General features: G+C 67.9%; 16 protein-coding genes and 1 tRNA gene. 7 read left to right on the top strand and 10 right to left on the bottom strand.

The window, feature by feature from the left end; all coding sequences use genetic code 11:
* Positions 1 to 4 precede the first annotated feature (4 nt).
* Positions 5 to 820: a DUF4231 domain-containing protein gene (locus NE235_RS11560; RefSeq protein WP_252801685.1), complete on the bottom strand. Its 816-nt coding sequence runs from the start codon at positions 818 to 820 to the stop codon at positions 5 to 7.
* Positions 821 to 1,618: 798 nt separating this feature from the next.
* Here NE235_RS11560 and NE235_RS11555 point away from each other — a divergent pair.
* A complete protein-coding gene (locus NE235_RS11555) occupies positions 1,619 to 1,948 on the top strand; it encodes a hypothetical protein (protein ID WP_343885730.1) in 330 nt (109 codons plus the stop codon).
* Between the two features lie 306 nt (positions 1,949 to 2,254).
* Positions 2,255 to 2,488 carry a tyrosine-type recombinase/integrase gene (locus NE235_RS11550; protein WP_308206058.1) on the top strand — a complete coding sequence of 78 codons (234 nt, stop codon included), beginning with the start codon at positions 2,255 to 2,257 and terminating at the stop codon, positions 2,486 to 2,488.
* 92 nt (positions 2,489 to 2,580) lie between these two features.
* Here the strand turns inward: NE235_RS11550 and NE235_RS11545 are convergent, their stop codons facing one another.
* From NE235_RS11545 to NE235_RS11535, 3 genes are all read right to left on the bottom strand, one after another.
* Entirely contained in the window at positions 2,581 to 4,935 is a 2,355-nt protein-coding gene (locus tag NE235_RS11545; protein ID WP_252801681.1) for a tetratricopeptide repeat protein, read from the bottom strand.
* Positions 4,932 to 5,300 (bottom strand): hypothetical protein, encoded by a 369-nt coding sequence (locus NE235_RS11540; RefSeq protein ID WP_252801679.1) that lies wholly within the window; start codon positions 5,298 to 5,300, stop codon positions 4,932 to 4,934. The genes NE235_RS11545 and NE235_RS11540 overlap by 4 nt, the downstream gene beginning before the upstream one ends.
* Before the next feature lie 260 nt (positions 5,301 to 5,560).
* Positions 5,561 to 5,633: transfer RNA gene (locus tag NE235_RS11535), tRNA-Arg, on the bottom strand.
* A 340-nt stretch (positions 5,634 to 5,973) separates the two neighbouring features.
* On the opposite strand from NE235_RS11535, the gene NE235_RS11530 reads away from it, so the two are divergent.
* Complete coding sequence (locus NE235_RS11530) at positions 5,974 to 7,197, top strand: RNA polymerase sigma factor (protein ID WP_252801677.1); 1,224 nt, start codon at positions 5,974 to 5,976, stop codon at positions 7,195 to 7,197.
* 25 nt (positions 7,198 to 7,222) lie between these two features.
* On the opposite strand, the gene NE235_RS11525 is transcribed toward NE235_RS11530, so the two are convergent.
* Together NE235_RS11525 and NE235_RS11520 are read right to left on the bottom strand one after the other, a co-directional pair.
* A complete protein-coding gene (locus NE235_RS11525; protein WP_252801674.1) occupies positions 7,223 to 7,876 on the bottom strand; it encodes a hypothetical protein in 654 nt (217 codons plus the stop codon).
* 433 nt (positions 7,877 to 8,309) lie between these two features.
* A complete protein-coding gene (locus NE235_RS11520) occupies positions 8,310 to 9,104 on the bottom strand; it encodes an SAM-dependent methyltransferase (protein WP_252801673.1) in 795 nt (264 codons plus the stop codon).
* A gap of 98 nt (positions 9,105 to 9,202) precedes the next feature.
* Here NE235_RS11520 and NE235_RS11515 point away from each other — a divergent pair, with 98 nt between their 5' ends.
* Together NE235_RS11515 and cphA are read left to right on the top strand one after the other, a co-directional pair.
* Positions 9,203 to 10,033, top strand: a complete 831-nt coding sequence (locus NE235_RS11515; protein ID WP_252801671.1) for a cyanophycinase — start codon at positions 9,203 to 9,205, stop codon at positions 10,031 to 10,033.
* Positions 10,034 to 10,035: 2 nt separating this feature from the next.
* Positions 10,036 to 12,684 carry a cyanophycin synthetase gene (gene cphA, locus NE235_RS11510; protein WP_252801669.1) on the top strand — a complete coding sequence of 883 codons (2,649 nt, stop codon included), beginning with the start codon at positions 10,036 to 10,038 and terminating at the stop codon, positions 12,682 to 12,684.
* A 61-nt stretch (positions 12,685 to 12,745) separates the two neighbouring features.
* Here cphA and NE235_RS11505 read toward each other — a convergent pair whose 3' ends face one another.
* From NE235_RS11505 to NE235_RS11495, 3 genes are all read right to left on the bottom strand, one after another.
* On the bottom strand, positions 12,746 to 13,432 hold the full coding sequence (locus NE235_RS11505; RefSeq protein ID WP_252801667.1) for a LuxR C-terminal-related transcriptional regulator: 687 nt from the start codon (positions 13,430 to 13,432) through the stop codon (positions 12,746 to 12,748).
* A 145-nt stretch (positions 13,433 to 13,577) separates the two neighbouring features.
* Positions 13,578 to 14,492 (bottom strand): C40 family peptidase, encoded by a 915-nt coding sequence (locus NE235_RS11500; protein WP_252801665.1) that lies wholly within the window; start codon positions 14,490 to 14,492, stop codon positions 13,578 to 13,580.
* Positions 14,493 to 14,844: 352 nt separating this feature from the next.
* Positions 14,845 to 15,696, bottom strand: a complete 852-nt coding sequence (locus tag NE235_RS11495) for a hypothetical protein (RefSeq protein WP_252801663.1) — start codon at positions 15,694 to 15,696, stop codon at positions 14,845 to 14,847.
* A 535-nt stretch (positions 15,697 to 16,231) separates the two neighbouring features.
* Here NE235_RS11495 and add point away from each other — a divergent pair.
* Positions 16,232 to 17,230, top strand: a complete 999-nt coding sequence (gene add, locus NE235_RS11490) for an adenosine deaminase (RefSeq protein ID WP_252801661.1) — start codon at positions 16,232 to 16,234, stop codon at positions 17,228 to 17,230.
* Positions 17,231 to 17,312: 82 nt separating this feature from the next.
* Complete coding sequence (locus NE235_RS11485) at positions 17,313 to 18,275, top strand: aldo/keto reductase (protein WP_252801659.1); 963 nt, start codon at positions 17,313 to 17,315, stop codon at positions 18,273 to 18,275.
* 54 nt (positions 18,276 to 18,329) lie between these two features.
* On the opposite strand, the gene NE235_RS11480 is transcribed toward NE235_RS11485, so the two are convergent.
* Positions 18,330 to 19,544, bottom strand: coding sequence for a phospholipase D-like domain-containing protein (locus tag NE235_RS11480; protein ID WP_252801657.1), 1,215 nt, complete (start codon positions 19,542 to 19,544; stop codon positions 18,330 to 18,332).
* Position 19,545 lies beyond the last annotated feature (1 nt).

Genomic DNA, 19,545 nt, shown 5'->3' with positions numbered 1-19,545 from the left:
GCGGCTACTGCTGATGCTCGCCTCGCTCCGAGGACTGTTCTAGTTGCAACTCTCGCTTACGCTGTTCATCCTTCAGGGCCTCTACGTTCTCCGCGAAGCGTCGCAACACGTCCTCTTCGCCTTCACCCGAGTAGTCATCAATTCGCAGCTCAGCACCCCGATAATGCTTTTCTATTGCATCTGCAGTTTGCTGCTGGTTGAATCCGCGCTCCCGAAACTTGAAATAACCAACCAATGCTGCAGATATACTAACCAACGCACTAACGCCCGCCGCAGCCCATCGGAAATATGACTGATTGCTGGCACTTCCAGTCGAAGCACTCGTAAGACTTGTCGCGGCGACGGAGCCTACAATTATCACCCATTGAAGTATGTTGCTGTATCGGCGGTTGCGTCGGGCGAGCCTGCGGTATCGCTCGACGTCATCGAGGGCGGACAACCTGTAGATACGCAAAGCAGAGACCGGATCGGCCTCCTCTTCGGCGGCCAAGTGCAGTCTTTTGGTTTGCAGCACCAATAGGTCGTACTGCGTTGACGCTATGGTCGGACGTACTTTGAATATCTGCCAGCCCGCGCCCGCAGTTGAGATCAACGAAGCAGCAAGGCCGAGGATTGTGAAGGGGCCACGATAATGAGTCCACACCCCCACCAACATCGCCCAGCCCAGAAAGCCGACCACGATGAGGCTCGCAATAAGCCACAGCACACGAAGGCGTTGAGTAGTCCTGAGACCTCGAAGCGCCGTCTGTGTCTGATCCACCTCGCGATCGTTTTCGCGCTTCCGCACCTCAAGGTCTTCATCTTCGCGATCTTCGTACACAAGCCCCTCACGGACTAGCTCTGGCTGCGCTACGGAGGGGAATCTAGATGAGACAGATCGCACAGTCTGTGCATTGGCTACTTGTGGCCACTCAGCGAGTCAAGCCGATGCGCTGCGAACGGCTAAGGCACCTTGGTTACCTTGGCGTACGGTGCTCTGCCACGGATCCAGTGCGCCCGCCTGGTCATCCCGTTCGCCTTCGTCCCAGCCTCCGGGGAGCGGGCCAGGCCCAGGGGCGCAAGGTGGAGCGCCCCACTGGACCTACGACCTTGCACCCCTGGGCTTGGTCTGCTCGGCTTGCCTGGGACGAAGGCGGGCGGGATGACCAGGCTTCCACCTCAACCACCCACCCAGCTCAGGCCCGGCAGCGCGGCCATCCCGGGGCCTGAGGCCCCCGCCGGAGGCCGAATCATTGAGCGTGAGCGAGTCGAGGATGGGACACGGTGATGGGCGTCGACGTGGTGCTGATGAAGGTGAGCCGCGCCAGCAGCAGCCTTCGCCGGCGGAAGGCCGCGCCTACCGGAGTTGCGCTCACCGATTCGAGTGATGTCCTGGTCCGGTTCATCGAGCGGGTCCGGGGGCAAGGCGCCGACGCTGGAGCGCATCGACCCCTACGGCGATCTGACCCTGACCCCGGTCGAGATGCCGTAGCTTCTTGAGGAACTGGCTCCGGCTTCGTGAACGTCGAGTCCAGCAGATGGCCGAAAAGATATCGTCGCGTATCTCACGATAACGGACATCGGCAAGATTTCGCGCTTCGAAAGATGGTTAATCGAGTGCAAGCACCACAAAACCGGCGTGCCCCCTATCAAGCTGGGAAGCCTTCTGAACCAGGCACAGGCCGAGCGCCCCGATATCGCCCTATTCATGGTAAGCGGGTTTCTTTCGGACACTTCGAAAGACCACTTCCGAACCTACGTTCAACAGAACCGCCCACCATTCAGGATCAAGTGGTGGGAAAGACCTGACCTCGAACGCCTCTTCCACCGACGTCAGATAGTTTACGATGCGGAAAACGTTAAAAAATCCGCAGATTCGCTCGCACAAATCTTCACAGCCCCCGGAGAACTCAACGTAGCAGGGCGCGTCGCCTTCACTCCTGAAGGCAAAAAGTATTCAAGGAACTGATCGCCACGCTCGGAAATCTCAACGATTCACAGCTGTCCGCCCTTGGAGACACCCTGCGACGCGCATATATCGCTGCCGAATCGCCAGCCATCAACGCGCACGGGGAGTATGAGGTCTCGGCCTGTGAGTTTGCTGCGCGCCAATTCGAGCCAGATTCAGTCCCCTACAAGCATGCACCGATAACGCTCCAGGCCATATTGGCGAGAGCCAGAGAACTCGAAAAAATGGAGCGATTCTGAGAGCGCGCCGAACATACTCCCGTCATCGGACGGCTGACACACCCGCCTTACCTGCACCTACGCACCCCTGACCGTCCGGCACAACAAAGCGACTCCCGCCAAGGCACTGCCGCCGGCCCGGCTGCACGATCTCCGGCACATCCACGCGACGATGATCCTGCTCGCCGGAATACCCGTCCACGTGGTCGCCGCTCGCCTCGGTCATGCCGACCCCTCCATACTCCGGGTCTACGCGCACGTGATCAACGAACAGCGCGTGGAGGCGGCGGACATCTTCGCCCGGCAAATCACCGCCGCGTAGGACGGTCACTGCCGATCATCTGCGGAAAGGCCCTTGCTTCACCAAGGAGCCTTTCCCCCTTTCAGAACCCGACATCATTCCGTCTTGCCGCATCAACCACGCCATGTAGCAGCACACCTTGTCACCAAGTTATCCGGACCCAGAACCCGGATACAGTCAGGGATAAGGTCCCGATGAAGTTGCGCCGCACGCCGGAAGTCGCCAGCAAATTGATGGGCATGGGCAAGATTGTGTCGGGCAGTGATCGTTCTAGGATCGTCAGTACCTATCGTTTCTTTCCAACCGGATATTACTTGCTCAAGCATAGCGATCGACTGACGAAAATCACCCGCGTCTCGATATGCCCTCGAAAGGGAGTCCTTGGATGCAATTGTATTAGGATGATTTTTCCCTCTTATCCGATTACTGTCGGCAATGGTTCGCTCAAACAGCCTAATCGCTCGCTCCGGATCGCCCGCTTCTAGACACGCTCCCGCGAGATTGTTCCGTGCGCGCAACGTTTCCAGACTTTCATCGCCGAAAATTTTTTCTGAATCAGCGAAAATCTGCTCGAGTATTGCGACCGCACGATCTGGGTCGCCCGCCCCTTGATAGGCACCCGCGAGATTGCTCCGCACAGCCATGGTGTGCGAATGCCCCGAACCCAAGACTCTCTCATGGTCCGCAACTGCCTGCTCGAATAGGGGAACCGCCCGAGCAAAATTGTCCGCAGCCCGATAGGCATTTGCGAGGTTGTTCCGAGAGGAGAGCGTGTGCGGATGATCGGAACCCAAGACCCGCTCGCGGTCGGTAAGGGTCTGCTTGAGAAGTCGGACAGCTCGTACCAGGTCACCCGCCTCTTGGTAGGCGCTGCCGAGATTGTTTTGAGTTGTCATGGTGTCGATGTGATCGACACCCAGAATTCGCTTTCGATCAGCAAGGATTCGTTCAAGCAGGGGGATTGCTTTTTCGAGGTCGCCGACATCACTATACGCCACTGCGAGGTTGTGCTGCGGCGTAAATATCTCTGGATCATCATCCTCCCGGAGGCGCTTATCGGCCGCGATGGCGCGTTCAAAGAACCCGATAGCATTATCCGAACGCCCTTGACTGCCTAGAAAGAGGCCAGCTTGATTTAGCAGGTGGCTAGTCTCCGTGCTATCAGTATCGGGAGACGCGTGGGCGAGCAAAGCGTTGATATGGGGAAGCAGCGATCGCCAAGCTGGCCACTTAGCAGGGTCTTGATAGTCATCAGGCAAGGCAGCGACCAACAGGGCGGTGGCTAGGTCGCGAGCGTTATTGATGTCGTCCGCCTGCCGATAAGGGTCTGACGGGTCGGGAGTACGGGCGACGGCTTGGACCAATCGGTGTATTGAGATCCTCTCACCGTCGAGTGCAATCATGTTGTAAGCGGCTAGTGCGCCGAGTGCACGCTGGGTCTGCGGAGGCTCGAAAATGCCATTTAGTAGGCTACGGGGGATAGCCTCTGGTCCATACCATGCAAAAGTTTGAAGTATCGCACCAGCCAACGGAAGGTCGGTCAACTCGTTCAAGGTCAATCGCCAAATCCGCGCGATAGTTCGCTTAGCGTCCGAACCGCGTGCGGCCTCGTCATACATGGCCGCCGGATATTGGGCCAACAGATCCAGGTAGGCGCAGGGAGAAATCTGGCTCTGGTGTAGGTAGGCGGCGGCCTGTTCAACGGCCAGCGGGAGAAACCCCAACTCTCTAACCAATGCTGTGGCACCGTCCAGGTCCGCATCGGACTGACCCTGGGCGGTAATAAGGGTTAGCAGGTCGACAGCTTGGGTTTCAGTCAGTACGTCCAGCCGCAAGACACGAGCGCCATAACGGTGCCAGCCTTCCGCTAGTCGGCTGGTCACTACGATCCGACCCGTCAACGTCTGGTTCAGCAGCGGTTCAACATCGGCAGGGTCGGTGACGTTGTCCAGCACCACCAGCCACCCTTCGTGAGCGGCCAGCCACCTCGTTGCGCGCTGAGCCAACATCTCTAGCGGCAACCCCACTGCCAACTCAGACTGCAGTCCGACCGCGAGACTAGCTAGGCCAGCCTGCACGGATTGAGCGGTGTCAGCGGTGATCCACCAGACCGGGTTCAGTCGGCCAGCCTCTGTGGCGGCGTAGCGGGCGGCGAGAGTGGACTTGCCGACTCCGCCAAGCCCATGAACCGCGGCTACTACCACTCCACCAGTGGTCGTCAACGACGCGTCTAGGTCGGCGAGTTCGTCTTCGCGACCGACGAACGTGTGGGAATGCCCTGGCACGTTGGCCAAGCCAGGTGGAGCCGCCACCTGATCGACAGGTCGCAATGCCTGCTCGGGCAGGTTGACTTGGGTGATGATCTGGTCGCCCAACGACTGGTAGACGCGTCCATATTCGGATGCCGCCCCCTCCATGCGCACATGGGCATGCCCGTCATCCGCATTCGCGGGCGGAGGGCTCGTCATGAGCTGATGTTCTGGTCGCCGCCGGCCTGGTAGACGCTGCCGTGCCCAGATGCCTCGGCCCGCATCTGAATGTTGGTTGCGCCATCGCCGGTAGAGGAGATCCCGCTGTTACCGCCATCGACACTGATCGACTGCTGCCCTGACGGCGTAACCTGCGCCGACGCAGGTCCGCTGATATCGCTGCGTCTTCCTGACAGCAGGCCGTACAGCGAGACCCCGAATGCCGCCAGCGCAACGAATACGCCGATCACACTGGCCCACTTGTCAGCCTTGTCTAGGCCCACTGTTCCCAAGTAGACGGCCAGACCCACGAGCGCCAGTACTCCGACGACGCTCCCCGCCCACACCCGTACACGCCCCGTCATACAGCCATTTTCAGCCATCCGATCCGCGCCTGCATCAACATCGGAAGGATCAGACTCGCTGGGGCGCCGTCGTGACGGGATAGTCGCACGCTCGTGTCTCTTTCGATCACCGCATCTGGCACAGACGGGTGATCAACGAGCGACTCGCGGGACGGTCGGCGTGTGCACCATACGAGCCGAGGTGCGTAGTAGGACGGTCTGTGTTAGCAAACCTCTTAGCAAGGAGGCCTGTTCCATGATCGGAACAGGCCTCTCCTGGGCGCAGCCGGAGGGATTCGAACCCCCAACCTTCTGATCCGTAGTCAGATGCTCTATCCGTTGAGCTACGGCTGCTGGCGTGGACGAGTGTAGCGGCACTCCGGGTGGACGCGCGAATCGGATACCGGCGCGGCCCGCCGGCGACGCCCTTGACGCTCGTACGGGACGCGCACGGGGCCGGGCCGCGGTGCACTGGTGGACGGCACCGTGCAGGACACGCTCCCGGTGCCGGGCGTCCAGGGGTGATGATCCGGCGCGGGATTGCGGCCGCTGTTCTCCGAGGAAGATCCGCGTTCGTGCACGCCGGAGGACACATCGAGGTCACGGCTTTTGCGGTAATTAGGGCGATCTTGTGACCTATCCTTGACACTGGTGTAAACAGAGAGCCGCGCCGTCCGATACCTGGAGTACGTGCATGGCAAGGTGGTCCGCGTTCGCCCCCACCGCCGACAGGCGCCTGGTGAAGGCGCTGCACGATGGGGACGAAGAGGCCCTGGCGACGCTCTATGACGTTTACGCCGAGCGGCTCTACGACTACTGTGCGGCGCTCCTCGGTGATCTCAAGGCCGCCGAGGACGTCGTGCACGACACCCTGATCGACGCGTCGCGCCGCGCCCCGCGGTTGCGGGAGCGCGAGCGGCTCCGTGCCTGGCTGTACGCGGCGGCCCGGCGGCGTTGCCTGCTCCGTAAGCGGCCGGCCGCGATGGCGGACGATGAGGCGTTCGCCCGGCTGGACTTCTTCGACCGGGAGGTCCTCTTCCTCGTTCACCGGCACGATCTGACCGGTGAGGACCTGGCCGCCGCGCTCGGGGTCACGACGTTGCGGGCCCAGCGGCGTCTGCACCGTGCCACGCAGCAGTCGCCCGACGGTGAGAAGGTCGTCGCGGCCGTCGCGGTTCCCGAACCGCCCGCGGCGCTCCGGCACCGCGTGCTGCATGCCGGGACCGATCCGGAGCTCGCCGGGTACCGTACGGAGATCGCCGCGCGCGGTGGCGCGCTGACGGCCGACGGGATGCCCCGGCAGCCGGACGCGCCGTCCCGGCTGGCGCGGCGCTGGGCGTTCGCCAGCGGGGGGTCGGTGGCGGCGCTGGCGACCGCCGTCGCCGTGATGATGTTCATCGGCCCGGACGTGGCCGTACCGGACCTGCAGTGGCCGGGTGGCGGCAAGCCGCGGCCGACGACGCCGTCCGCCCGGACGACGCCGCCCTCCGGTGATCCGGTCGTGACCCGGCCGCCGGCCGCGCCGCGCTCTCAGGGGCAGGCGGCCCCTGAGACCGGGCCGCAGCTCATCCCGTCGCCCACGCCGAGCAGGTCGCACCGGCCGCCGAAGTCGTCGCCGAAACCGCCGGGCAGGCTCGTGGTGTCGCCCGTCTCGGTTCACATCCAGGGCAGGAGCACGATCGGCGAGATCGGCCTCACCGCCAAGGCCGGCGGGGTTCGGTGGAGCGCGTCCAACTCCGACCCGAACATCGTCCTGTCCAATGTGAGCGGTTCGATCGGCGCCGGTGAGCACGCCACGATCCAGGTCATCGTGAAGCGGCAGACCATCACGCTGCCCGGTCAGACCGTGGTGACGGTGACCGACGGCGGGGGCCATTCCACCGCGGTCACCGTCGCCTGGGATCTCTCGGTCTTCTGAGTCACGGGATGCCGTACCGCGGTGGTCAGCCCCGGCCGCCGGGCAGGGCGACGAGGTTCGCGCCACCGGGCTCGCCGAGCGCTCGCAGCACCGGCTGGACGATGTCCTCCTCGAGCGCGCGCCGCTGGACGACCTGCTCCTCGGCCGCGCGCCGCTGGACGAAACCGTGGTAGAGCACGCCCTTGGCGTTCACCCGTACCGCCTGGAAGTCGCGCGGGTCGAGGGAGCAGAAGCCGGTCCGGACGACGTCCTGGAACAGCGTCTGGGAGACGATCAGCGCGACGTCCCGGTGCTGCTGGTCGGCGAGCAGCCGGCGCAGCGGCTTGGCGTTGAGCAGCCGGCTGACGACGATGGGGGCGTCGCCGGCCGGGCCGAACGGACCCGGCGTGAGGGTGCCGTGGTGCAGCGCGACGCGCAGGCGCAGGCGCCTGCCGCCGCTCCGCTCCGCGTTGAACTCGCCGAGGATGGTCTCGAGCCGGCGGGTGAAGTCGCCGACGACGAGGGAGACGTCGACGTCTTCGGGGAGCACGGCGAGCTCCCCGTCGCCGCTGGGCTGTTCGTACCAGAGGCTGCGGTCGAGCCCGACGTCCTGCGCGGCCAGGCTGAGGATGGTGCGTAGATCGGTCTGCGCGCGCAGCTGGCCACGTGCGTCGCGCGCGCTATATTTCTCTACGTCCACCGCCAGGACAAGGCGGTAGGTAAGGCGAACGTCAGTGTGAACGTCCGTGAGCGGCATGGACACCTCCAAAGCAAACTGGGCTATGCGCCCCCATTCGCTCCACTTCGGGAGAGAGTGTGCCTCTGGGAGGATGACCGGCGCCCCTCTTTTTCCGTACCTTCCTCACGTCCTTCCGGTGACCGGCGAAGCCAGCAGCCCTTAGACGCGAGAACGGCACCCAGAGTTCCTTAAGGTAAGCCGAAGGTTACCCAGGAGATAGGCGATCTGTCGGATCACTACGGCTGACGGACGTGGAGTGCCAGGTCAGCGGGTCGTAACCGGCAGCGGGAAGGGAGCGTCGGCCTCGACGGGGAAGGCAGGCGGCAGGCGGTTCGGCGAAGGGCGTTACGCATAAGTCCAGTTTTTGCGGCTTTTAGGGTAATTGCCCGCGACCTTACCGCTTGACGGCCACACCCACGACGCCGGCGAACTTTTCGCCCGCCGCCTCATCACGCTCCGGGCGCCATTCCGTCGGCCCGACCAATCCGGGATCGAGCAGTTCGAACCCGTCGAAGAACCGGAGGATCGCGTCCCGGCCGCGCGCGCCGAGCCGCGCGTTGGCGCCCTCGTACACGCGTTCCGCCCTGGCCATCTTCTCCGGATGCGGGTCGGACGACAGGTGGGACAGAACGAGGTGGCTCCCCGGCGCGACCGCGTCGCGGTACCGCGCGACGACCGCCCACGGGTCGTCCTCGTCCGGCACGAAGTGCAGCACGGAGACCAGCAGGACGGCGACCGGCCGGTCCAGGTCGATGACGGCCCGGACGTCCGGGTGGCCGAGGATCTCCTCCACCCGGCGAAGGTCCTCCTGGACGAAGCGCGTACGGCCCTCCCGCGACAGGAGCGCCTCGCCGTGCAGCCGTACGACCGGGTCGTTGTCGACGTAGACGACGCTCGCCTCCGGGGCGGCGGTGAGCGTCACCTCGTGGACGTTCTCCCGGGTCGGCAGCCCCGACCCCAGATCCAGGAACTGCCGGACCCCCGCGTCGAGGGCCGTCCGCACCGCCCGGCCGAGGAACGAGCGGTTCAGCCGCACTCCGCGCAGGACCCGGCCCTCGGAGATCCGGACGACCTCCTCGGCCGCGGCCCGGTCGGCGGCGAAGTTGTCCTTGCCGCCGAGCCAGTAGTCGTACATGCGTGCGACGTTCGGCACCGAGACGTCGATCCCCGGCGGCGGCCTCTCGGTCATGGCCGGAGTCTAACGAAGATGATCTTGATTCGGCCGGTCCTCCGGTCCGGCGGCGATCCATTCGACTACTTCAAGTGACATTAGGGTAACTAGCTGTCGTGACCGACATAACGGAGGAGGAGCGCCGCGACGGCCGGCTCCTGGTCATCGGCGGCGCGGAGAACCGCACCTGCGGTACGGGGCCGCTGAAGGAGTTCGTCTCCCTCGCCGGGGCGGATCAATCCCGCATCGTGGTCGTGACCACGGCGACCGAGAAGCCCGAACAGGTGGCCGCCGAGTACGCCCAGGTGTTCCACCGGCTCGGCGTCACCTCCGTCACCGAACTCCGGCTCCCGCACCGCGCCGTGGCCGACAGCACGGACTCGCTCGACGTGCTCCGCAAGGCCACCGGCGTCTTGTTCAGCGGCGGCGACCAGTCCCGCATCCGCAGCCTCGTCGGCTCGAAGGCCAACGCCCTGCTGCGGCAGCGGCTCAACGGCGACGGGCTCGTCATCGCCGGGACCAGCGCGGGCGCCACCGCGATGGGCCGCTGGATGATCCTCGGCGGTGACGGTCACGAGGTCGCCGCCTCCACGGTACGGATCGGACCCGGGCTCGGGCTCCTCGACGACGTGCTCATCGACATGCACTTCGCCGAACGAGGCCGGCTGCCCCGTCTCCTCAGCGGCATCGCGCTCGACACCCTGCGGCTCGGCGTCGGCATCGACGAGGACACCGCGATCGTGGTCCGCGAGGGCCGCTTCGAGGTGATCGGCAGCGGGGTCGTGACCATCGTGGACGCCGACCAGGCGACCGTCGGCTACGCCGAGTGCGACGACGATCCGATGGCGCTCTTCGACGTCCGTCTCCATCTCCTTCCGGCCGGCTGCTGGTTCGACATGGAACAGCGCAAACCGTGGTTCGGCCCCGTACCCGCAGCAGAGGAGTGACCATGCACCTCGAGCATCTGCGCCGGCTGAACGGTCCCAACGTCTACATCGCGCGGCCGGTGGTGATCGCCCGCCTCGATTTAGGAGAACTGACCGGCCGGGAGACCACGGACTTCCCCGGGTTCGCCGACCGGCTCGTGTCCGCGCTGCCCGGCCTGGCCGAGCACCACTGCTCCGCGGGCCGGCCCGGCGGGCTGCTCGCCGCGATGGCCCGTGGAACGTACTTCGGGCACGTCACCGAGCACGTGACGCTCGAACTGTCCGCGATGATCGGCCGGGACGTCTGCTTCGGCCGTACGGTCTACGCCGGCACGCCGGGACACTACGACCTCATCCTCGAACGCCCGGTGGACGAGCCCGCGGAGACGCCGCTCGTCGGTGACCTCCTCGCGCTCGCCATCCGTACGGTGACGGGCCTGCTGACCGACGGGGAGGTCGCGTTCGGTGCCGAGCTCGCCGCTCTCGCCGCGACGCACGAGCGGACGAGCCTCGGCGTCAGCACCGCCGCTCTCGCCGCCGCGGCCCGGCGGCGCGGCATCCCCGTACGCCGGGTCGACGACCTGAACCTGCTGCAGCTCGGGTACGGACGGCACCGGCGCACGGTCTGGGCGGCCATGACCGACCGGACCTCGGCGATCGGCGTCGAGGCCGCGGGCGACAAGATGCTCACCAAACGGCTCCTGGAGGGCGCCGGGCTGCCGGTCCCGGAGGGCGTCGTCGTCACGACCGCCGAGGAGGCGGTCGCCGCGTTCGAGGAGATCGGCGCGCCCGTCGTGGTCAAGCCGCTCGCCGGCCACCAGGGGGAGAACGTCTGGATCGAGCTCACCGACCCCGCCGAGGTCGCCGCGGCGTTCCGCGCCGCGTCCGCCGAGGGAGGCGAGGCGCTCGTCGAGGCGTACGTCCCCGGCCGTGACCACCGCGTGCTCGTCGTCGGCGACCGCGTCGTGGCCGCCGCCGAGCTCAGCCCCGCGCGGGTGACCGGGGACGGCAGGTCGACCATCGCCGACCTGGTCGCCGCCGCGAACACCGACCCGGCGCGCGGCGACGGCCACGACCGGCCGCTCACCCGCCTGACGCTCGGCGACACCGAACGGGCGCACCTCGCGCGGCAGGGCCTCGCCCCGGACTCCGTGCCGAACCCCGGCCAGGTCGTGACGCTGCGCCGCAACGCCAACCTGTCGACCGGCGGGACCAGCAAGGACGTCACCGACCGCGTCCACCCCGACGTCGTACGGCTCTGCCGCCGCGTCGCGTCCACCGTCGGCCTCGACATCTGCGGCATCGACCTGCGCCTGCCCGACATCGCCGCTCCGCTGGCCGCCGACGCCGGCGCCACCGGCGTCATCGAGGTGAACGCCTCACCCGGGCTGCGCATGCACCTCGCGCCGTACGAGGGACGGCCCCGCGACGTCGCCGCCGAGATCATCGACCGGCTGTACCCGCCCGGCACGTCCGGGCGCGTGCCGATCGTGGCCGTCACCGGCACCAACGGCAAGACCACGACGGTACGGATGATCGCGCACCTGCTCGCCCAGGACGGCCGGCGCGTCGGCATGACCACCACCGACGGCGTGTACGTCGGCGGTGAGCTCGTCTACCGCGCGGACGCCTCGGGCCCGCTGTCCGCGGCCATGGTCCTCGCCGACCGCACCGTGGACGCGGCCGTGCTGGAGACCGCGCGCGGCGGCATCGTACGGCGCGGGCTCGGGTACGACCGGGCCGACGTGGCCGTCCTGACCAACATCACCGACGACCACCTCGGCGTCGACGACATCGACACCGTCGACGACCTCGTCGAGATCAAGGCGCTCGTCGCCGAGGAGATCCGCCGGGGCGGCCATCTCGTGCTGAACGCCGACGATCCGCGGACCGCCGCGCTCGCCGACCGCCCGCGCGTACGGGACCGCGACCCCGTCGTCCGCTACTTCGCCCTGGCCGCGGACGCCCCGCCCGTCGAACGGCACCTGCGGGCGGGCGGGATCGCGTACTTCGTCGAGGACGGCGCGCTGACCGAGGCGCACGGGGACGCCCGGTCGCCGATCCTCCCGGCCGCGGACGTCGCCGGATCGTTCGGCGGACTCGCCCGGCACGTCATCGGCAACGCGCTCGCGGCCGCCGCGGCGGCCCGCGCCCTCGGCATGCCCGCCGACCTGGTCGCGCGGGGACTGCGGACCTTCGACCCGTACGACCTGAACCCGGGACGCGGCTGCACGTTCCGGCTCGAGGACCGCCCGATCGTCGTCGACTACGCCCACAACCCGGCGGCCGTCGCCGCCGTCGGAGAGCTCACGCGGCGGGTGTGGCGGCGGGACGGCGTCGCCGCCGTCACCCTGCCCGGCGACCGCTGTGACGAGCTGGTGATCGACACCGCCCGCGCGGTCGCCCGGTCCTTCGGCCGCGTCGTGGTGTACGAGGACGAGGACCTGCGGGGCAGACGGCCCGGCGAGATGGCCGGGCTGATCACGCGCGGGCTCGTCGACGCCCGCCCCGGCGTCCACGTCCACCCGGCCGGTGACCTGAAGGACGCGGTCGGCATCGCGCTCGGCGTGTCCGCGCCAGGCGAGCCGATCCTGCTGCTGTACGAGAAGCTGCAGCCGGTCATGGACCTGCTCGACGCGCTCGGCGCGATCTCGCCACCGGACGCCCCGTGACCGGTGGACCGTGACGGGGCGCCGTGACGAGGGGCCGGTCCGGGATGCCGTCGCAGAGCCTTCAAAGCCACGCCCGTTCACTGGCGATCCGGATAGCGTCGATCCGGTTGCGGGCGGCGGTCCGTGTGATCACGCTCGACAGGTGGTTGCGCACGGTTTTGACGGACAGCGAGAGCCGGGCGGCGATCTCCGCGGTCGTCGCCCCGTTCGCCGCGATGCGGAGGACCTCGACCTCGCGTGGCGTCAGCGGGTTCTCCTCGACGGCGCGGGCGGTGCCGGCGAGCTCCGGGTCGATCATCCGGCGGCCCGCCGCGACCTGCCGGACCACGCGCATCAGGACGTCGGCCGGCGCCTGCCTGCTGAGCAGCCCGAGCGGATCGACGGCCAGCGCCCGGCGGACGCCCAGGGGATCGCCGCGGTCGGCCAGCATCACCACGGAGCACTCTGCGGTCAACTCGCGCAGGTGTGCCACGCCCGTCGACCCGGCCGGGCCGGGCAGGTCGACGTCGATGACCGCGACGGCGGGGCTCAGCGCCGCCACCGCCGGCCCGAGGGCCTCCCCGTCGGACAGGTCGGCGACCACGTTGATGTCGGGCTCCCGGTCGAGGCAGGCGGACAGCCCTAACCGGAGCAGGTGGACGTGCTCGGCCACCAGCGTACGGATCACCGCGTGACGTGCGTCGTCCCGCGACGGTCCCCAGCGCCTGAGGCCGGGCCGGCGCTCCGACCAATGATCGTTCTTATTCATGTATCGCCCCTGTCGACAGCCGTAACGCACTTTGCCCGGTACATCGCAAATAAACCTTGCAGAAGAGTGCGAGTCGGGAGTCGGCGGCCAAGCCGTCGCTACCCGCCCGAATCGGAACAGGTAGCGATCGGCCTGGTGCGAACGGTCACCCGGTCACGGGTGCGGAGTCTACAAGTGCGACCGGCAAGGTCCCGGGCGAACCGGAATGACCGGATGCGGACGATCCGCCGGACGGCACTGAAAGTCCACCGGGCGGCGCCGAGGACCCGCCGGGCGATCCCGGAGAACCACCGGACGACCCCGGAGAAGCACCGGGCGACACCGGCGATTCGCTGGGGGCGGGTGAGACGGCCACGGGCGGCGCCGGAACGGACGTCGGGCCGTCCGCGGTGTCCGGCCGACGGCGCGGTACGGACACCGGTACGGACACCGGGCCGTTCCAGGTCGCGGGCCGGGCCGGCACGGAGACCGACCCGGCGACCCGCCGCCGGGGACGGCCCGCGAGGGTCCTGACCCAGCGAGGCCACGCCCGGTACGCGGGCGCTCCGGGCCGTACGGCACCGGCGAAGGCCCGGCGCCGCCAGCCGGTCAGGGCACCGCGCTGGATGACCGTCCCGGTGTGCGGCGCGTGGACGAACCGGCCGCGTCCGACGTAGATGCCGACGTGGCTCGCGCCCGAGAAGAAGACCAGGTCGCCGGGGCGCAGGCTCCTCATCGGGACCTTGCGCCTGATCATGTGGTACTGGATGTCCGCGCGGTGCGGCAGGCTGACTCCGCCCCTCCGCCAGGCCGCCATCGCCAGGCCCGAGCAGTCGTACGACCGCGGCCCGGCCCCGCCGAACCGGTACGGCTTGCCCATCTGCCGGTAGGCGAATCGAACGGCCCGGCGGGCCGCGGCCCGCTGGGCGGTGGTCCTGGCCAGGTAACGCTCATAGGCGTGCAGGATCCGGAACTGCCGCTGAGTCGGCCCGGAGACCGCGGTGACGGCGTGTCCGCGCTCCGCCCGGGCGGCCGCGCCGGCGGGCGTCCACAAGGCCAGGAGCACGCTGGCGCCGATCACCGGGTATCGCAGTAAAGCGGGGCGCGCCCCGCCGATGCGCGCTTTACCGGTCCGAACGCGGTCGTGGTGTATCGACTTCATCCACCATCCTCCAAATGGCGAGTGAGTCTTTTCAGCGCAGCATCTACCCGGAAAGGAGGGCCACGTACCATTACCCTTTTCGCCGCAATCCCCGCTATCCGGATTACGGCATGGACTTCGTCGGCGACAAGTCAGCGCCGGCTTGGAATAGGCCAGGCACCGGTAAACGAAAAGCCGCCTCCCCCTGCCTGACAGGGGAAGGCGGTCTCTCTGGCCAGAAAAGAGAACCGCCCGGCCGGAGAACCGGCCGGACGGAATGGACTTTCCGGGGTCAGGAATTGCCGCCCCGGGCGAAGGAGGCGTTCCCGTCGCAGGCCGCGGCCGCCAGGCCCCGGATGGCGCCTGCGTTGCCGCAGATCGTGATGGGCGCCGTGAGCGGGGCGCTGACCCGGTCGTTGCTGAGCAGGTGGGTCGCCGAGGAGCCGGTGTTCGGCGCCGCGGCCTGGCCGCAGGCCGCCGGGCAGGCCGGCGCCGCGACGGGCGCTCCGACCGGCGCGCCGCACGCCTGGGCGCAGGCCGGCGCCTCGTGCGTGACGGGCTTCGCCGGCGCCTGGGCCGCGGGAGCGCAGGCCGCCGGGCAGGCCGGAGCGGCGGGCTTGGCCGGCTCGGCCGTCACCTTGGTGGACGACGAGCAGGTGGCGGGGCAGGCGGCGGTCGCCTGCGATGGCATGTTGCCGCTGCTGATGGTCGAGTGACCGTGGCAGGCCGCCGTGCCCAGGCCCTTGTCGGAGATCGCGTTACCGCAGATCAGGATCGGGACGGTGACGGGCGCGCTGACCTTGTCATCGCGGCCGATCGAGGTCGCCTCGATGCTGTGGCTGCGGTGGCTGATGTAGCTGAGGCGCTGGGTGGCGCCCGTGGCCGCGGTCGAGCGCGGGCTCAGCGCGTTGAGCGCGTTGCCGTTCGCCGCGTTCACGGTGGCGCCCCTCAGCAGGTTGTTGGCGGTGATCGGGGCCATCACGGGGGCGGTCACGGGGGCGGTCGCGTCCGCCAGGACGCCGCCGAGGAGGCTGCGCTCGCCGCTCGTGGTGTTGTTGTCGGCGTTGGCGATGCCGCCGCCGGCCGCCGCGAACGCGGCTCCGACGAGGAGGGCGCGGGCGGCGCGAACAGTCCATTTACGCATTGGTCCCCCAAGGGTGTCTGTTTTGCAGTGATGATGCGGGTGGTTTTCCGTCGCGGCGGGATCGCACGATCACGTTGGATCGGAATGTTGACGAGATACGGTCATTGTGTCCGCGAAGGCGGGAACCTGGATGCTGGAGCGGTGATTCGGACGCGGGGCGTGAAATACCATCCACGCGTACGGGTCGTACCGCTTCACGCACTCTCCAGGTGGCCGGTGATCTCGAGAAGTTCGAAGGTTCTTGCTGACCGGTGGAAAGGCTAACACCGCCTTTCCGGCCCACCGGGTGACGCCGATGCCATAGGTAAAGCCGGGCCCAGCCAGGCCGCCCCGTTTCCCACGGCAGGACTCGGGAGAGCCCACGCGGGAACCGGGGAGGTAAATGCCGGGCAATCGAGTGCGCGACTTTCGCTCGCCGATCCTTGACGTCGCCATTACCCGGTTTCCGGCATCACCCGATCCGGCGCGACGTCAGCGCCGGTGGTCGCGGGATAAATCGGATGACACGTCGAAATCCAGTCCCTATGCTGCGCGAGTGCGCGACCTGACCCGCCTGCCAAAAGCTCACCTGCACGTCCACCTCGAGAGCACCATTCGCTGGGCGACGCTCCAGGAGATCGGCACCGCGAACGGCGTCCCGGTGCCGGCACCGCCCGCCGACGGACCGGTCGTCTTCGACGGCTTCGGCCGGTTCGCCGAACTCGGCACACTCGTCCGCGACTGCCTGCGCCGGCCGGAGGACTTCCGGCGCATCGCCCTGGAGTTCTGCGCGGACGAGGCCGCACAGGGCACGCGGTACGCCGAGGTCACCTTCACCGCGGCCGCGCACGGCGAGCGTCTGGGCCGTCCGGAGATGCCGCTCGAAGCGGTGCTCGATGGGCTCGCCGAGGGGCAGGCCGCGTACGGCATCGAGTGCCGGGTCCTGCTGGACCACTCGCGGCGGCGTTCGGTGGACCGCGCCCGGCGCACGGTGGAGCTGGCCGCCCGGTACGCGGACCGCGGTGTCGTCGGTGTCGGCCTCGCCGGGGACGAGGCCCACCCGCTGGCCCCGTTCGCCGAGGTCATCGCGTCGGCGCGGGACGCCGGCCTCCACCTCGTCCACCACGCGGGGGAGACCTGCGGGCCGGAGAGCATCCGTGAGGCGATCACCGTCGGCCACGCCGAGCGGCTGGGCCACGGGATCCGCGTCCTCGACGACGCCGACCTGGTCGCGGAGGTACGGGACCGGGGCCTGCCCCTGGAGGTGTGCCCCTCGTCGAACGTCGCGCTCGGCCTCGCGCCGTCCTTCGCCGCGCACCCGCTGCCCCGGCTCCGCGACGCCGGCCTCACCGTGACGGTGAACACCGACATCCCGGTCATCGTCGGCACCACCACGACCGAGGAGTACGCCCGGATCCGCTCCGCCTTCGGATACGACGACGCCGTGCTGGCCGACCTGGCGCGGGCGGGGGTCGAAGCGTCCTTCGCCCCGGAACCGGCCAAGGCCCGGCTGCGCCGGGAGATCGACGCGTGGCTCGCCACGCCCGCCCCCTGAGCAGCGCACTTTCGGGAGATCACCGGTACGACACGACGCCCCTGGCCGCCGGCCCCCGGCCGTCCTCATTAGGGTCGGAGGCATGTCCGATATGGCGTATCGCCCGCTGGGCGACTCCGGTCTCGTCGTCTCCGTCGTCGGCCTCGGGTGCAACAACCTGGGCCGCGCCAAAACCCGTACGGAGACGCTCGAAGGCACCAGAAAGGTCGTCGACGCCGCGCTCGACGCCGGCATCACCCTGTTCGACGTGGCGGACATCTACGGCGCCGAACCGGGCCTGTCCGAGGATCTGCTCGGGCAGGCCCTCGCCGGCCGCCGCGACGACATCGTGCTCGCCACGAAGTTCGGCATGGACATGCGCGGCGCCAACGGCCCCGACTTCGGCGCGCGCGGGTCCCGGCGCTACATCCGCCGGGCCGTCGAGGCGTCGCTCCGCCGGCTGCGCACCGACCACATCGACCTCTACCAGTACCACGCCCCCGACGGCGTGACCCCGATCGAGGAGACCCTCACCGCGCTCGACGAACTGGTACGCGAGGGCAAGATCCGCTACATCGGCTCCTCGAACTTCGCCGGGTGGCAGGTCGTCGAGGCCGACTACGTCGCCCGCGCCTCGGGCGGCGCCCGCTTCGTCAGCGCGCAGAACCACTACAACCTGCTCCACCGTGACCCCGAGGCCGAGCTGATCCCCGCCTGCCAGGCGTACGGCGTCGGCATGCTTCCGTACTTCCCGCTGGAGTCCGGGCTGCTGACCGGCAAGTACCGGCGGGACGAGGAGCCGCCGGCCGGAACGCGCATCGGCGACAGCCGGCGCGCCATGCACGCCGACGCGGACTGGGACAGGATCGAGGCGATCCGCGGGTTCGCCGAGCAGCGTGGCGTGTCGATGCTGCACGTGGCCATCGGCGGGCTCGCCGCCCAGCCCACCGTCGCCTCCGTCATCGCCGGCGCGACCTCTCCGGAGCAGATCCGCACGAACGTCGAGGCCGGGCAGTGGACGCCGGGCGACGACGACCTGCGGGTACTCGCCGAGATCACCGGCTGAGACCACGGGCGGCGGTGGCGTGACGCCACGGCCGCCGCCGCCCGGTGGACTCGATCAGCTGTCCGCCATTTCGGCGGGGTCGACCGGAATCGTCGGGCTCTGCCCGAGGGCCCGTTGCTTCGCGCCGACGGACGAGACCGACGCGAGCTCGCTGTTGAAGTTCGCCAGGTAGGCGCGATAGACGGCCGAACTCGTGATCTTCAGGTCCGACTCGTCATTGTGATAGAGCGCGTTGGCGGTGTAGTTCGCCGAGCCGGTGAACACGATCTTTCGTCCGCTCACCCCGTTGTATCTGCCGTCGATCAGCAGATACTTGTTATGCGTGTAGTGCTCGGCATACCCGTTCCCGTTCCTGCCCTGCGTCGAGTCTCGTACATCGACCTTCGACTTCGCCAGCGTCGACCGAACGCTCGACGAGACCGCGCTCTTGGTGTAGAGCACCGTCACCCTGCATCCCCTGGACGCCATGGCGGCGACCTGCTTGGCGAGCGACAGCCGGTTGTCGGTCCACTCGAACATCGCGATACGGACCTGAGTGGGATACGTCTTCGAACAGGTGACGAGCTTCAACGAGCTCAGGATCGTGTCGCTGCCACCCTTGGCCTTGGGCCAGTAGTACGCCTTCGGGTTCGACCCGTACGTCCAGTAGTAATTTGCCTTGTGCGCGCCTGTCGCGCCCTTCGACATGTCGGTGAAGTATTTGACGTAGGCGTTGTAGAGGCCCGTGTTGCCGACCACCGTGTAGCTGTTGTTCCAGGCGACCTCCGCCTGGGTGTCGGTGGGGTTGGCGCTGGAGACGGTCACGGTGCGCCTGCCGCCGCCGGAGAAGAGATAGTACTTCGCGTGGAGCCACGCCACCGGGTCGCCGCCGGAATAGTAATGACTCATGCATCCGCCGTAGCACAGCGCCGCATAGCTGCTCGCGCTCTTGGAGCTGACCTTGCTACCGAGTGCGGCCACCAGACCTTTCCAGATGGCATTCTTGGCGTGCTGGTCCATGAGGACCTTCACGTACACTCCGCGCTTATGCGCGGCGATGAGCCTGTCGGCGAAATCCTTGAGATTGATGCTGTAGACCGCGACCCGGATGACCGAGCCCCGGGGAGCGGTATCGATGTTGTGCTCGATCTGCCGGACGATCGCGTACTGCCGGGCAGATGAGCCCTCAGGGTCGTTGAAGACCGGCCCGGCCTGCGGGCTGAACGCCGCACTCGCCGTACCGACACCGACGGACCCGACCCCCACGCCGGCCAACCCGACGGCGGCCATT

Source organism: Actinoallomurus spadix, assembly GCF_024055725.1.
GTDB lineage: Bacteria > Actinomycetota > Actinomycetes > Streptosporangiales > Streptosporangiaceae > Actinoallomurus > Actinoallomurus spadix.
Note: the sequence above shows the minus strand (reverse complement) of the source record. Positions and strands in the feature narration are given on the sequence as shown.